Origin of the sequence: Hyella patelloides LEGE 07179 (genome assembly GCF_900659865.1) — a bacterium.
Classification (GTDB): Bacteria; Cyanobacteriota; Cyanobacteriia; order Cyanobacteriales; family Xenococcaceae; genus Hyella; species Hyella patelloides.
This window is the reverse complement of the sequence record NZ_LR213937.1, coordinates 1-14,775: the sequence shown is the minus strand read 5'-3', so window position 1 is coordinate 14,775 and position 14,775 is coordinate 1. Positions and strand designations below refer to the sequence as shown.

The window sequence follows — 14,775 nt, the reverse complement described above, 5'->3', positions numbered from 1 at the left end:
CCTAATTCTTCTTTATTACTAGGATTACATAACTTAATTGATAGCATTAATCAATTTCCCACACTGCTTCTTTCTGGATAAATCACCTTATTTCGTAATCTTTTAATTCGGAAAGTGACAGAAGAGGTGTATAGCCGTACAAAGTTACGTTAGGACAGATTAGTTATCTGCTCGGAAGTAGCAAGTAGCAAGTAGCAATTTTCAAAAATGTCCTAACGCTAATACGTAATGCTATAACTTTCAGAAATAAGTGGCGTAAAATCTTTAGAGTTATTTGGCGCAATACAAATTAACTGCTGCATTTTTTTGATTTGGCTGTGGCAAAACTTACAAGTTTTGCCACAAATTCTAAATTTGCCATTTTCTTGGTTTTTTTCTGTTGCAAAAGTTAGTAGCAAAAGTCTATGATTCTCTGGTAATGATTTTCTTTTAATTGATGAGATAATTCCTTGATGCAAATATATAAGTGGGGCAATATCGATCTATAATCGAGACTGTCTGCTGTGCATCTCGCTTCAAATGGAGCGAGAATCTGTAATTCTACATCCATTACACCCTAAGCTTTCTGACGATTTAATCTTTTTTCCTCTTCATTTTAATACTTGGAGAGTGACAGAAGAGGGTTACGGCGGATTTATTTCTATCTGATACAGTCAGAGAATCAATTCTCTGTCTCATATTGGAAGTCTGTTTAAACGGACTGAAATTATTAGCCAAGGAACGCTCGCTAAATTTTTTTTGATATTGTCTTACTGCCCAATAAAAAAACCTGACAGATTATCCGTAAGGTTAGTAATGCCCAACCCATAAGAAATTCGTGGATATTGAAGACTTAAGAAGGCAAGCCAAAAAAGAAACTACGGCATCAGACATACTGACAGAATTAGCCAAATTTGAAGATAACGAAATTGCTCTAGCAATTGTCAAACATAAGAATGCTTCATTTAAGGCATTAGAGCAATTAGTAGTCAATCAATACTATCCAAAACAGCCAGCAGATTTTTATTATAAGATTATCAATCGCCCTAATATTTCTCCCAAAATCTTAGATTTGATTATCCGTAACTGTCAGTATAGTTCGGTTCGTCGATTGGTTTTAAAACATCCAGCTACTTCTCTTACTACCCTGGAAAGATTTATGTTTTTTAGGGATTTTATTGGGTTGTATAAGGATTTTATGGGCAATCGCGATAATTATAATTTATTAGTAAATCATCCCAATGTTTCTCTAGATATTATTAGAGTTGTTGATTTTATTAACCTCGATCGAAATCTCCCTTATAGCGATCAAAATATCTCTCAAGGTATTTTAGATGAACTATCTCAATACGCACCTGATTCAATTGGCGATTCTATATTCCAATATCCCAATCGAGGATTAACTGCTTTTGACGAAGTGAAAGATAAAATTCCTCAAGCAATTGTAGATAATCCCCTCCTAAACTTATTATTAATTCATAATCCCGAAAGCAAATTTATTAAATTAGCGTTAGCTGAAAATTCTCAAACGCCAATAGAAATATTAAATATCTTAGTAGAATCTGAAGATCGCGATGTCTTGATAAATTTGGTATGTAATCCAGATATACCCGCTCTAATCTTGGACAAAATAGCTAATTTTGATGACGATTTTCTCCACAGTTTTATTGCCCAAAACCCTAATACGTCTGGAGAAATCTTAAGCAATCTGGTTGAGAAAAGTACCGATATAACTACTTTAAGAGAAGTAGCACAAAATCCTAATACTCCACAAGAAACTATAGACTACTTAAAAGAAAATAGTTCTTATTTAATTCGTATTGCACTTGCCAAAAATTCCCAAATCTCAGAAGCGACAGCATTATTCTTAATTAAAGATTCCTCTCGTAAGGTGAGAAAATATTTAGCTATAAATCTCAATATATCCCTGAAAATCATTGAAACCTTAGCCAGAGATCGAAGTTCTTACGTTCAAGTCGGAGTGGCTAAAAATCCCCATACTCCACCAGAAATCTTAGCCAAATTAGCTACCAGTGAGGACTGTAAAGTACGTCGTGGAGTTGCCGAAAATCCTCAAGCGACTTTACAAATATTAAAACGGTTAAAACAAGATGAAGATCGACTCGTTCTCGCTAAGTTAGCAAATAACCCTAGTATTTCTTTTGAAATTATGGAGTATTTAGCTGAAAAGGCAATTGCTTTTGTGCGTCAAGAATTAGCCAAAAATCCTCAAGTTCCTGCAATAGTTTTAGATAAATTAAAAGGTGACTATAACGAAAAAGTCCTTCAATATCTGGTGAAGAATCCTAATATTTCCTTAGCTACATTAAAACAACTTTCAAATCATAAGAAGAAAACTATTGCCAAAGTGGCAAGAGAAAAAATGGAGCATAGCCAGAAAATTATATGAAATGCTTAGAACGATTTGTATAACTAACGGGTACAATAACAACAATAAGCCTCAAAGGATTTCTATCACGGATACCGCTTCGCATAAGTTTCGCGTCACAAACCAGCTACGGAAATGGTCTGGATTAAATAGCATGACTAGCAATCTTTGATAATTGGTTTTGTTTAGCCAATTAACTATCATCGACCCTAACCCAAAGTATTCCTCTACTTTCTCTGCTTTGAAAAATCAGAATGAAAAAGATGTTGCCTTTGGAATGAGCTTGGTTATGCAATGGGAAAAAGTGATGCAAAATTAATTGTATAGTTTTGAGCAGAGGAGGAAAGAAAGGCAATTATAGAAATATACAAATAAATTTGCCTACCTACTTAGAACGTTTTAAAAAGACAAAAATCTTTAAACGCTTATGTTAACCAAATCCTACAGCCCACACCTTGGCATAATCTAACTATCCCGACAATGTTTTTTGCTGGTTGTTTAGTTTTAGTTTGGTCTTGTAAGCTAAATATGACATCATTAAACTGTATATCATATTGCTATTAATATCAATGGCTAAAACACAAATTAGTATTAGATTAGAAACCAAAGAAAAAGAACTACTGGATCAATATAGTTTATTCACAAATAGAACTCAAACCGATGTTCTTAGAGAGTTAATCAGAAGTTTAAAAAGAAGAATGCCAAAAGCCTAGACATTTTAGGGATGATTGTCTAGTTTTGTCGAGGAAAGCTGCTGCTAGACTAAAACTCTACAAAGTTTTATTTAGTTTTCTTTTTCCTCGTAGTAGTTTTTTTCTTGGTGGTACTTTTTTTTCTAGTAGTGCTTTTGGTTTTCTTGCTAGTAGCTTTCTCAGCTAAGAGAGCAACGGCTGCTTCTAGAGTGATTGACTCTATTGTTTCTCCTTCAGGAATTCCCACATTAGTCTCATTGTGCTTAATGTAATCTCCGTGAGGACCTTTGTAAAGATTGACTGGCTCTTTATCCTCTGGATGTATTCCTAACTCTCTAAGGGGTTTTTTCTTTCTTCCGCCACGAGCGCGTTTGGGTTGAGCTAATAATTCCATTGCTCGCTCAAAATCAATCTCCAAAACGTTATCAATGTCTTTTTTCAAAGAGCGATAATCTTTTTGGGTTTTTTTCGATCCTTCTGGTTTAAACTCATGAACTACATAGGGTCCATAAAAACCAATGCTAGCTTTAATTTTGCCTCCTGTTTCTGGATGCTCCCCCAAAAGGCGGGGTAAGGATAAATAATTTAAAGCAATATCTAAAGTAGCTTCTTCTGGTTTAATGTGTTCTGGTAAAGAAGCTATTTTGGGTCTTTTATTGGTTTCGCTTTTTTCTCCTAGTTGGAAATAATGACCATAAGGACCTTCTCTGAGATAGACGGCTTCTTTTTTCTCAGAATGTATTCCTAGCTTCTTAAGAGATAAAAATCTTACTGCCATATCGAGGGTAACATCTTCTATTTTCTGTTTTTTTGGTAAAGATGCTACTCTAGGCGCAGGGTTATCATCGGTTTTTTGCCCTAACTGTACGTAGGGACCATAGGGACCATTTAAAAGATAAATCGGTTCGCCAGTTCCAGGAAACAGACCTAGCTTATCGGGACCTTCTATTTTTTGTCGAATTATGTTTGCTATTTGTTCGGAATCTAGATCTCCAGGAGTAACATCTTTGGGGATAGAAGCTTTGATAGATTCAGCTTCTCCGTTTTGATACTCGATATAGGGTCCAAATTTGCCGATGCGAACTTTGGCTTCTATATTTTCGAGGCGAATGGTTTTGGCAGTATCAAGATCGATTTCATCTTCTTGAACTTGAACTTGAGTTTCTAGACCAGTTTCTCCCCGATAAAATGTTTCAAGGTAAGGCAACCATTTCGCTTTACCCACTGCGATATCATCTAAAGTTTGTTCCATTTGTGAAGTGAAACCTAAATCTACCAGATCGGGAAAATGTTCTTCTAGCAGACTGGTAACAGCAAAAGCAGTAAAAGTAGGGACAAGAGCTTTCCCACGCTTTTGAATATATTCACGGGAAATGATGGTGTTGATGATGCTGGCGTAAGTACTTGGTCTACCGACTCCTTCTTTTTCTAAGGTTTTGACTAAAGAAGCTTCGGTAAAACGCGCGGGGGGTTGGGTTTCATGTCCCAAAGCCTCTAATTTTTGGCAGTTGGGTTTGTCCCCTACCTGTAAGGGTGGTAAGAGAATTTCTTGGCTATCAATGGCTGCATCAGGGTCATCTGAGCCTTCTACGTAAGCACGGAAGAAACCATCAAAATCGATACGTTTTCCTGAAGCCCGAAATACGGCTTCTTCGACATTGATATTTACGGCAATTTGAGTCAATCTGGCTTCTGCCATTTGACAAGCTACAGTGCGTTTCCAGATCAGATCGTAAAGCTTAAATTGCTTGTCTGCTAAACCTGTTTCTTTGGGGGTACGAAAAGTGTTCCCCGCAGGGCGAATAGCTTCGTGAGCTTCCTGTGCGCCTTTACTTTTGGTGCTGTATTGTCTTGGTTGTGGACTGAGATACTTTTTACCGTATTTTTGTTCGATACAGGCTCTAGATGCCGCGATCGCTTCTTGAGACAAATGTACTGAGTCAGTACGCATATAGGTAATGTAACCCTGCTCGTAAAGTTTTTGAGCAATGCTCATGGTTTCGCGGGCAGACATTCCTATTTTACGGTTAGCTTCTTGTTGCAGGGTCGAAGTTGTAAAAGGAGGGGAAGGTCTACGTTTGATCGCTTTTTCGTTTCTGTCGCTGACTGTCCAGGTTCGATCGATCAGTCTTTCTTTGAGTGTAGTTGCTTCAGTTTCGTTAAGTAATTTAACATCTCTCCCTTCGGTGATTCTTCCTGTATCGGGATCGAAATCTGCTCCTGTAGCTAGTTTTTTCCCGTCTAACGTGATTAATTTGGCGGAAAATTCTGATTTTTCATGTTCTAACTGAGCTTCTAAGTCCCAATAACTACCAGATTGGAAAGCACGACGCTCTCTTTCTCGACCCACAATTAAGCGTACCGCTACCGATTGGACTCTTCCAGCCGATAAGTTCCCCCCAATTTTTTTCCAGAGTAAAGGGGATAAAGTATAGCCATAAAGACGATCTAGAATACGACGGGTTTCTTGAGCATGAACTAGATCGCGGTCAATTTCCCGACAATCATCTAAAGCTTTTTGGATGGCTTCTTGAGTAATTTCATGGAATACCATGCGTTTGACTGGCACTTTGGGCTTGAGAATTTCTAGTAAATGCCAGCTAATGCTTTCCCCTTCACGGTCTTCGTCTGTTGCCAGAATTAGCTCATCGGCTTTCTTTAAAGCAGTTTTTAATTCTTTAACTACTTTTTCTTTGGTTTTGGGAATAACGTAGATAGGTTCAAAATTATTTTCTACATTGATAGCTAAATTTTTCCAGGGCTTATCTTTGTACTTTTCTGGGACTTCTTTAGCTCCCGAAGGTAAATCGCGTACATGACCCATTGAGGCTTCTACCTGATAGCTATTGGGCAAATAGTTACGAATAGTGCGAGCTTTAGTTGGAGATTCAACAATAACTAGAGTTGCCATAGAAAAATAATTAACGCAGTAAAATAACAGATGTTTGTCTATATTGAGGTTATACCCTTAATTTATAGTTATAGTCTCTTCTACAAAAAACATCAGATCTTTAAAATAAATGATAAAGGCTGACAGATGAGGGATGAAGGAATACAAAACCAAAAATCAAGCAGTATTTATGTGAAAAAAAATGGAGATTTTAGCTTCTAACCAAAAATGCCCATAAACAAAATTTAACTTAGTAATATTCAACATTTACCATTAGTAGTTAATTTTTTTCAATAACTTAAGATATGCGATCGCCATAAAGCCAGAGAAGATGAATGACAAATTAATGGATAACCCTAGACAATCGAGCTTAATATATTCCTCGTTCCTCATTCCTTCCTCCTTCTTCCTTAGTTTGTCAGCTTGCAGGTTACAATCCTTTTGTGAAGCTTTTTTTAATCTGAATTCATTTTCAGCATAATTCATCATCAATTAAGACCTTATGGATTTTTCTAGTAATGTTGCCAGTCAGCTTAATGCAGGTGCGATTTTGCCCGAAGGCATAGTCATTATCACCCTCATGCTGGTATTAATCATTGATTTGATTGTGGGGCGTAGTTCTGCTCGTTGGTTGCCTTATCTGGCGATCGCAGGTTTAGTAGCTGCGGTGGTTAGTTTGGGGCTAATTTGCGATTCTCCCAACACCGATGCTTTTTTAGGTTCGTTCAGTAACGATAATCTTGGCATCATCTTTCGCGGAATTGTGGCAGTTTCTACCATTCTAACTATCCCGATGTCGATCCGTTACGTACAGCAGTCAGGGACATCTTTAGCTGAGTTTATCAGCATTATGCTAACTGCGACAGTAGGAGGGATGTTTCTTTGTGGCGCAAACGATCTCGTCACCGTCTTTATCTCTTTAGAGATGTTAAGTATCTCTTCTTACTTGATGACTGGATACATGAAACGGGATCCTCGTTCCAATGAAGCAGCTTTAAAATACTTATTAATTGGTGCATCCAGTTCTGCTATTTTCCTTTATGGTGTATCTTTACTTTATGGCTTATCTGGAGGAGAAACTAACTTAACTGCGATCGCTGCTAAGCTGGCTAATCTTGGTAGCAACGAATCTCTTGGTTTAGCAATTTCTTTAGTATTCGTCATTGCGGGGATTGCTTTTAAAATTTCTGCTGTACCCTTTCACCAGTGGACACCAGACGTGTATGAAGGCTCTCCTACTCCTGTAGTAGCCTTTTTGTCTGTAGGTTCTAAAACTGCGGGTTTTGCCCTCGCAATCCGCCTTCTAGTATCTGCTTTTGGCTCTGTAACCGAGGAGTGGAACTTTATCTTTACCGCCCTGGCAATTCTCAGTATGGTCTTGGGTAACGTAGTAGCCTTGGCTCAAACCAGTATGAAACGGATGCTGGCTTACTCTTCTATCGCTCAAGCAGGCTTTGTGATAATTGGTTTTATTGCAGGAACAGATGCAGGCTATTCCAGCATGATCTTTTACTTGTTAATTTACCTTTTTATGAACCTTGGAGCATTTACCTGTGTAATTCTGTTCTCTCTCCGCACTGGTACAGATCAAATTGCTGAATATGCTGGTTTATATCAAAAAGACCCCTTGTTAACTCTTTGTTTAAGTATTTGTTTACTTTCTCTTGGTGGGATTCCTCCAATGGCAGGATTCTTTGGTAAGATTTATCTTTTCTGGGCTGGTTGGCAAGCAGGAATTTATGGTTTAGTATTGCTCGGTTTAATTACTAGCGTTATCTCCATTTATTACTACATTCGCGTTGTCAAAATGATGGTAGTAAAAGAACCCAATGAAATGTCCGATGTGGTAAAAAACTATCCGGCAATTCGTTGGAATTTACCAGGAATGCGCCCCTTACAAGTGGGAATGATTTTATCACTCATTGTTACTTCTTTAGCGGGTATTTTTTCTAATCCTTTGTTTACTTTGGCTAACGATTCTGTTGTCAGCACTCCTTTCTTACACTCGGCTGTAGTTACTCAAAAAGCATCTCCAGAAACCATACAAGTTTTAACTACATCCATTCAGCCAGAGTTAGACATTGTTACAGAATAAATCTCAAACAATAAAATAGAATTTAATTGTCAACGATCGACTATAGCAATCCTCTTTGAGTTATGAAAATTATGTAGCTAAATGTCCTTTGTCAATACGGTGATTGCATTTGTCAAAGTTTCCTCGATTTTGCTTACCGTTATTGGTTCATTGTCGGATGTTAGTTCTTCTAAATCAATGAGGATTACTATCTTTCTTTATCATTAGAAAAGCCTGTTTTTACAGGCAATTTTTTTATTTGTTTCATTACTGATTTCTCTTTCCTTTATCCTTGATTATTCAAAAATGGCAGATCCCATAATGCATCAAGAAGATGGTTATATTGTTCTAGAAGCAGATCGACCAGAACAATTTATGACCGCAGCAGAATTACAACTTAAGCTAGAAAAATTGCTTAGTTCCTCTGATATCGAAATTCCCAGAGAACTTACTAAATTTGATTTAATGAGTGAAAAAGCTAGCTATCTAAGAGACAACTATTTTGAATTAGATATCGGAGAAAACAAATTTTTACAATGGTATGTAGTACGTTTAGAAAAATAAAATTAATTACGTATACTGTATACTTAGAACTTCAATATAATATAAAGTAATCTCCAGTAAGTCAAAACTCAATTCATGATTGCTATTGAGCGAAGTAAAGCCCTGCGACAGCAAGTATATCAAGCCTTAAGAAAAATTATTCTAAGAGGGGATTTAGCTTCAGGAGAAAGAATAGTGGAAACTAGATTAGCTCAACAGTTACAAGTTAGTCGTACTCCTGTTCGTGAAGCAATAGGTCAATTACAAAGAGAAAAATTGATTGTTTCTAATCCCAATGGTGGTTTTAGAGTTGCTACCTTTTCTGTTGAAGATGCAATTCAACTTTATGATTGTCGTATCGCTTTGGAACAGCTTTCAGTAGCAGGTGCGTGTGAATTTGCCAACTCCCAACAATTAGAACAACTGCAAAAATATGTCTTATCAGCAGAAAAATTTGTAAAATCTCAGTTAAGTAAATCTGACAGCTTAGAGCTTTTAGAACTAGATTATAAGTTTCATCATCTGATAGCAGAAAGTTCAACTAATAAGTGGTTATTAACTTTATTAGAGCAGGTTTTTGATAAGATGGCATTGCTCAGAATTCAAACTACTAAGCATAATCCTCAAGTCTTAGAAATTCGTTTAGAACACAGACAAATCTATAAAGCGATCGCTGATAATGACCCCAATTTGGCAAAACAAAAGATTAAAGAGCATTTAATTGCCAGTAAAGCCAGAGTTGTGCAAGAAATAGAAATTATTAAGAGTACCGAATCCCCTACATCGTAAATAAAACCATGACAACAACAAAATCAAGTATCAAACAAGTCTTTATCTGTGGTTCAGCTTTGCGAGGACAGCCAGATCATCAAAATCTGACAAACGCAAAATTTGTCAAAACCACGAAAACTCTTCCTCAATACCGCCTCCATGCAGCCGAAAATGGCTGGCATCCCGCTATTTATGCGGTAGAAACAGGAGGAATCAGTATTCCTGGGGAAATTTATGAGATGACTGAAGAACAGTATGAACATTTATTAGCCAATGAGCCTCCCCATATGTACCCCGACACAGTAAATATCGAAGGAGGAGAACAAGCGATCGCCATACTGTATCCTAAAGAATTAGTGGAGAAATACAATTGGCTTGATATTTCCGATCTTGGAGGTTGGGCAGCTTATAAAAATAGTAATCAATAAAAAGTAATCAGTTTCTATGTTTCAACTGAAGCAACAAAGTATTTCTTGTGGACATTTTTTAGTTCTAAAAGTAATTGATATAACTCTAAGCCAAAGGGAGTTAAATAATATTCAACTCTAGGCGGAATTTCCGAAAAAGATCGCTTTTCTAATATTTCATAATCAATCATTCGCTTGAGGCATTGATTAAGTACTTTGGTTGTTAAGCCATCCGCCACTTTTGCCAGTTTACCAGGGCGATTAGTTCCTAATGCGATATTTTCTAATAGTAAAACTGTCCATTTACAACCCAGGCAGTCTACGATCATTTGATTAAAATTATTACTATCTCTATATTTGTTTTTCAGTAAAGACATAAATTATAACCAATAAGTACCTACACTACTTTAAAGTACTTACTTGAATTATTTTAAAGAAAAACTTTATTATGGTTGTCTGTCGAGTAATTTATTGAATTAACAAAATATGATGTTTCCTCTGTTTGATGAAAATACAGCACCAGAAAAAGCCAAACAAATTTTGGCTCAAACAAAAGATGAATTTAAAATGATTCCTAATCTGGAAAAAACAATGGCTTTAGCCCCTGCATTACTGGAGTCTTACGTTACTTGTTGGAATTTATTTGATAACACATCTTTATCGCCGATAGAGCGTCAAATAGTCTATCAAACAGCAAATTTTGAAAACGAATGTGATTACTGTGTACCTTGGCATACACTTCTAGCAAAACAAGTTAAAATGTCCCCAGAAGATATTGAAGCTCTTAGAAATGGTGCTAAATTAACCAATAGTCGTCACGAGGCATTAAGGATTTTTACTCAATCTATAATTCGGACTCACGGTAAGATTGCACATTCAGAACTGGATACTTTTTTGCAAGCTGGTTACACTCCAGAACAAGCATTAGAAGTTGTTTTGGGTATAGCTATTAAAACGATGAGTAACTATACAAACGCGATCTCTGGTACTCCTTTAGATCGTACCGTTAAATCCTATCAATGGAGCAAACCAACAATTAAGTTAAGAAAAGAATAGCTGTATAAAAATAGTTTAAGTAAATCTACGAAAAGTTAAGATTATTAGTTTTTTAGAGATGAAGAGGTCGCTTACTTTTAATTAAGGATTAAATGTAATTATAAACTAATTTCAATTTTACTGTTGGCTACTCCAAAAAGCCAATTAAGAGAATATTTTGGGAGATAAGAACCATGAAAAATATGATTTGGCATCCCGAACCGAATGATGAAAAAGTTAATCAATATCTAGAGCAAGCTAATCACGCTCCCTATCCAACTATTTTTGCCATTACTGTTGGTATATTTTGCGCTTTTACAGCATTAGTTTTAATGGGTGTTTTCTAAACTTTTGTGAAAATTTTACCTACAAAATTACAATCATTATAATGGGGTGAGCATTGCTCACCCTACTTTAATTGTCAACTAATTATTAATGAATAAAAAATTAGAATCTACTATTTTAAAAAAAAGTAATTATCAATTTAATTGGGGTACAAAAACACATATTATGGGAATCCTTAATGTTACCCCTGATAGCTTTAGTGATGGTGGAGAATTTAATCAAGCTAAATCTGCCTTAACACAAGCACAAACCATGATTCAAAATGGCGCAGATCTCATTGATATTGGCGGACAATCTACTCGTCCTGGTGCAGAACAAATATCACTTAATGAAGAATTAAACCGCGTTATTCCTATAATTAAAGCGATCCGCGAACAGGAAACTATCCCGATTTCTATTGATACTACTAGAGCAGAAGTAGCGATCGCTGCTATAGAAGCAGGAGCAGATATTATTAATGATATTTCTGGGGGAACTTACGATCCAAAGATGTTTGCGATCGCCGCAAAACTAGAAGTCCCGATTATTTTAATGCATATTAGAGGTACACCTCAAACAATGCAAAGTTTGACAGATTATCAAGACTTAATAACAGAGATCATTGCTTTTCTTAGGCAGCAAATCGAAAAAGCGATCGCTTTTAACATCAAACCATCACATATTATTATCGATCCTGGTATTGGTTTTGCTAAAGATAGCTCACAAAACATTCAATTAATTCAAGAACTATCTCAATTTCAATCTTTAAATGTTCCCATTTTAATCGGGGTTTCTCGTAAAAGTTTTATTGGTAAAATAATCGGACAAAATAACCCCAAAGATCGAGTTTGGGGAACGGCTGCTGCTTGCTGTGGTGCAATCGCTTTTGGCGCAGATATCATTAGAGTTCATGATGTGACTCAAATGTATGATGTAGCGCGAGTAGCTGATGCTATTTGGCGTAATAAGCAATAAATAGCTCAATTTTAGGGATATAACCCTAATTTACCCGCAAAAGCTGGAAATAAGCGTCAAAAAAAGCCCAAAAAATACCTGTAGCCATTATTGTTAGAGGTTGTTGTTTTTTCGTAGTAGCTCTTTTATGTCGAAAATGTACTGACGGTAAATTTGCTTAATGAGAGGCTCATGCTGTAATAAATTTCGGATGTTTTAGGACTTCTAGGTATAAACCGCTAACTTTGCTCTCAATGATAGTAGTCAAGGTCAAAAAAAGTTTCTAATTACTATATTGAATTATTCATACTTTACGATATGATGAGTGATATTAAGAATCATTTAATCTATCTCACCTAAAAAATTTATTAGAGGGCAAGAAGTAGTGGTAAGAGTAGCAATTAACGGTTTTGGCCGTATCGGACGTAATTTTTTAAGGTGCTTAATCGGCAGAGAAAAGAGCAATATTGAAGTAGTTGGGATCAATGATACCTCTACTCCTAAAAATAATTCTATACTGCTTAAGTACGACTCCATGTTGGGTATTTGTGATGCAGATATTCAAGCTGACAGCAACTCTTTGATAGTCAACGGTCAAACAATTAAGTGTGTATCAGATCGAAATCCTTTGAACTTGCCCTGGAAAGAATGGGATGTCGATATTGTCATTGAATCCACTGGTGTTTTCCGCGATCAAAAAGGTGCGGGAAAACACTTAGAAGCAGGAGCTAAAAAAGTGCTGATTACTGCTCCTGGTAAAGGTCCTGGTATCGGTACTTACGTGGTAGGAGTTAACGAAGACAAATACAACCCTGATGAGTTTGACATCATTAGTAATGCTAGCTGCACAACTAACTGTCTTGCTCCTATTGTTAAAGTCATCAATAGCAAATTTGGTATCGTTAAAGGAATGATGACTACCACCCATAGTTATACTGGTGACCAACGCATTCTTGACGCAAGCCACCGTGACTTAAGACGTGCTAGAGCAGCAGCAATCAATATTGTACCTACTTCCACTGGTGCAGCAGAAGCAGTAGCTTTAGTACTACCCGAATTAAAAGGAAAGTTAAACGGGATCGCAATGCGTGTACCTACTCCTAACGTTTCTGTAGTTGACTTAGTTGCTCAAGTGGAAAAAAACACTATTGCTGAAGAGGTTAATGAAGCTCTCAAAGCAGCATCAACAGGAGAGTTCAAAGGTATTCTTGATTATACTGACTTACCTTTGGTATCTTCTGACTTTAGGAAAACTGATGTTTCTTCTACTATAGATGGACAGTTAACCCTAGTTATGGATGGCAACATGATTAAAGTTATTGCTTGGTATGACAACGAATGGGGCTACTCTCAAAGAGTTGTTGACTTGGCTGAAGTTATTGCCTCTAAAATGTAATAAATTGGTATTATTTTCTTTCCAATCATTTGGTATCTAGTTGATTCTCTGTTTACTTTTGTAGGCAGAGATTTTTATTTTGCTTAGTATCTTGCTATAATGCGATCGCGATATAGTTAACAAATTGGAGTTTAACGAAAGCTCCACCCTTAGCAAAAAATACGATCATTCTTGATGTGTAGTTTTTTTCAATTTAAGATTAATAATTATTCTGACGGCATCAAAGATCAAATTTATTGTTAATTTAGTTTGTATTCATTTTCTGTTTAAACTCTTCATGACTAATCTCAGCGTCAACCTCAATAAAGTTGCTTTAATTAGAAATACGCGCAATATTGGCATACCTAGCATTACTAAAATGGCGCAAATCTGCATTGACGCAGGGGCAAAAGGAATCACGGTTCATCCTCGTCCAGACCAAAGACATATTAGACCTGGTGATGTTTATGATTTGGTAGAAGTGGTAGCTCCTATAGAATTTAATATTGAAGGTAATCCGTTGGAGGCTTCCTTCATGGAAATAGTGCGTAAGGTTAAGCCTACCCAATGCACCCTTGTACCTGATGCTCCAGATACTTTTACTTCCGATAGTGGCTGGGATTTAACTAAAAATTGCGATCTCCTCAGTCCCATCATTCAAGAATTACAGGCTCTTGGTAGCAGAGTCAGTTTATTTATGGACGCAGACATCAAACAAATTAGTCTAGTTCCTCAAACTAAAGCCGAGCGAATCGAACTATATACCGAACCTTATGCCACAGCATTTCGCGAAAATCAAGATTTAGAAGCAACCTTTCAGCAGTACGCTGAGGCTGCTAAAAAAGCTCAGGAATTAGGTTTAGGAGTCAATGCGGGACACGACCTCAATTTAGACAATTTAGCTAAATTTTGTTCCATTCCTAATATTCTGGAAGTATCCATAGGTCATGCTTTAACTGCTGAAGCTTTAGAAATGGGAATGGCTAATACAGTTAAGGAATATCTCAAGATATTATCTCGATAAAAAAATATTTCTCAATTTGCAATCGCTTATCAAGCGATTTAAAAAGTCGTAATACCAATTTCCTAAAGTCCAGCTACAGATAATGCATCGAGAATGAAATCAAATCCCGTAATGGAAGCGATATCTGCTTGAGTAAATTCAGCTAAGATATTTGCTAGTTTTCTTCTTAAAAAATCTAGGGAATCAAAGACTTTATTTTTCAAGAATTTTTTGACTTCTTTCCACAATCTTTCAATCGGATTAACGTTACTGACAGTAAGGAGGTTGAAATAACAAAATAATATTATCAGGTATAGACAAATCCAAACCGAGATGTGC

The 14,775-nt window shown here is 36.4% G+C and carries 13 protein-coding genes and 1 pseudogene; 11 read left to right on the top strand and 3 right to left on the bottom strand.

Going from position 1 to position 14,775, the window contains the following annotated elements; translation table 11 throughout:
- Positions 1-817: 817 nt before the first annotated feature.
- The gene (locus H1P_RS22150) at positions 818-2,389 is read left to right on the top strand and encodes a hypothetical protein (protein ID WP_144871421.1); all 1,572 of its coding nucleotides are present in this window, start codon (positions 818-820) and stop codon (positions 2,387-2,389) included.
- Between the two features lie 548 nt (positions 2,390-2,937).
- A complete protein-coding gene (locus tag H1P_RS22145) occupies positions 2,938-3,081 on the top strand; it encodes a DNA-binding protein (protein WP_144871419.1) in 144 nt (47 codons plus the stop codon).
- 67 nt (positions 3,082-3,148) lie between these two features.
- Here H1P_RS22145 and topA read toward each other — a convergent pair whose 3' ends face one another.
- The gene (topA, locus tag H1P_RS22140; protein ID WP_144871416.1) at positions 3,149-5,971 is read right to left on the bottom strand and encodes a type I DNA topoisomerase; all 2,823 of its coding nucleotides are present in this window, start codon (positions 5,969-5,971) and stop codon (positions 3,149-3,151) included.
- A gap of 481 nt (positions 5,972-6,452) precedes the next feature.
- On the opposite strand from topA, the gene H1P_RS22135 reads away from it, so the two are divergent.
- From H1P_RS22135 to H1P_RS22120, 4 genes are all read left to right on the top strand, one after another.
- A complete protein-coding gene (locus H1P_RS22135) occupies positions 6,453-8,045 on the top strand; it encodes an NAD(P)H-quinone oxidoreductase subunit N (RefSeq protein ID WP_144871414.1) in 1,593 nt (530 codons plus the stop codon).
- Between the two features lie 285 nt (positions 8,046-8,330).
- Positions 8,331-8,588 (top strand): CRR7 family NDH-1 assembly protein, encoded by a 258-nt coding sequence (locus H1P_RS22130; protein ID WP_144871412.1) that lies wholly within the window; start codon positions 8,331-8,333, stop codon positions 8,586-8,588.
- Between the two features lie 75 nt (positions 8,589-8,663).
- Entirely contained in the window at positions 8,664-9,356 is a 693-nt protein-coding gene (locus tag H1P_RS22125; protein ID WP_144871410.1) for a GntR family transcriptional regulator, read from the top strand.
- A gap of 8 nt (positions 9,357-9,364) precedes the next feature.
- Complete coding sequence (locus H1P_RS22120) at positions 9,365-9,766, top strand: allophanate hydrolase-related protein (RefSeq protein WP_144871409.1); 402 nt, start codon at positions 9,365-9,367, stop codon at positions 9,764-9,766.
- Between the two features lie 14 nt (positions 9,767-9,780).
- Here H1P_RS22120 and H1P_RS22115 read toward each other — a convergent pair whose 3' ends face one another.
- Positions 9,781-10,122: a winged helix-turn-helix transcriptional regulator gene (locus H1P_RS22115; protein WP_246141895.1), complete on the bottom strand. Its 342-nt coding sequence runs from the start codon at positions 10,120-10,122 to the stop codon at positions 9,781-9,783.
- Positions 10,123-10,231: 109 nt separating this feature from the next.
- Here H1P_RS22115 and H1P_RS22110 point away from each other — a divergent pair, with 109 nt between their 5' ends.
- From H1P_RS22110 to H1P_RS22095, 5 genes are all read left to right on the top strand, one after another.
- Entirely contained in the window at positions 10,232-10,801 is a 570-nt protein-coding gene (locus H1P_RS22110; RefSeq protein ID WP_246141893.1) for a carboxymuconolactone decarboxylase family protein, read from the top strand.
- Between the two features lie 173 nt (positions 10,802-10,974).
- Positions 10,975-11,127 carry a hypothetical protein gene (locus tag H1P_RS36365; protein WP_186376082.1) on the top strand — a complete coding sequence of 51 codons (153 nt, stop codon included), beginning with the start codon at positions 10,975-10,977 and terminating at the stop codon, positions 11,125-11,127.
- An 88-nt stretch (positions 11,128-11,215) separates the two neighbouring features.
- Positions 11,216-12,079 (top strand): dihydropteroate synthase, encoded by an 864-nt coding sequence (folP, locus tag H1P_RS22105; RefSeq protein ID WP_144871407.1) that lies wholly within the window; start codon positions 11,216-11,218, stop codon positions 12,077-12,079.
- 364 nt (positions 12,080-12,443) lie between these two features.
- Positions 12,444-13,454, top strand: a complete 1,011-nt coding sequence (locus H1P_RS22100) for a type I glyceraldehyde-3-phosphate dehydrogenase (RefSeq protein ID WP_144871405.1) — start codon at positions 12,444-12,446, stop codon at positions 13,452-13,454.
- A 277-nt stretch (positions 13,455-13,731) separates the two neighbouring features.
- Positions 13,732-14,457, top strand: a complete 726-nt coding sequence (locus tag H1P_RS22095) for a pyridoxine 5'-phosphate synthase (RefSeq protein WP_144871403.1) — start codon at positions 13,732-13,734, stop codon at positions 14,455-14,457.
- 62 nt (positions 14,458-14,519) lie between these two features.
- Here H1P_RS22095 and H1P_RS37580 read toward each other — a convergent pair.
- Positions 14,520-14,775, bottom strand: a pseudogene (locus H1P_RS37580) (hypothetical protein); the annotation flags it as partial.

What these genes read in the sequence shown, in the direction of transcription:
- H1P_RS22110 (WP_246141893.1), top strand. Translation starts at nt 10,232, where the DNA reads ATGATGTTTCCTCTGTTTGATGAAAATACAGCACCAGAAAAAGCCAAA.
- H1P_RS22095 (WP_144871403.1), top strand. Translation starts at nt 13,732, where the DNA reads ATGACTAATCTCAGCGTCAACCTCAATAAAGTTGCTTTAATTAGAAAT.
- H1P_RS22120 (WP_144871409.1), top strand. Translation starts at nt 9,365, where the DNA reads ATGACAACAACAAAATCAAGTATCAAACAAGTCTTTATCTGTGGTTCA.
- H1P_RS22125 (WP_144871410.1), top strand. Translation starts at nt 8,664, where the DNA reads ATGATTGCTATTGAGCGAAGTAAAGCCCTGCGACAGCAAGTATATCAA.
- H1P_RS36365 (WP_186376082.1), top strand. Translation starts at nt 10,975, where the DNA reads ATGAAAAATATGATTTGGCATCCCGAACCGAATGATGAAAAAGTTAAT.
- H1P_RS22130 (WP_144871412.1), top strand. Translation starts at nt 8,331, where the DNA reads ATGGCAGATCCCATAATGCATCAAGAAGATGGTTATATTGTTCTAGAA.
- topA (WP_144871416.1), bottom strand. Translation starts at nt 5,971, where the DNA reads ATGGCAACTCTAGTTATTGTTGAATCTCCAACTAAAGCTCGCACTATT.
- folP (WP_144871407.1), top strand. Translation starts at nt 11,216, where the DNA reads ATGAATAAAAAATTAGAATCTACTATTTTAAAAAAAAGTAATTATCAA.
- H1P_RS22135 (WP_144871414.1), top strand. Translation starts at nt 6,453, where the DNA reads ATGGATTTTTCTAGTAATGTTGCCAGTCAGCTTAATGCAGGTGCGATT.
- H1P_RS22145 (WP_144871419.1), top strand. Translation starts at nt 2,938, where the DNA reads ATGGCTAAAACACAAATTAGTATTAGATTAGAAACCAAAGAAAAAGAA.
- H1P_RS22115 (WP_246141895.1), bottom strand. Translation starts at nt 10,122, where the DNA reads ATGTCTTTACTGAAAAACAAATATAGAGATAGTAATAATTTTAATCAA.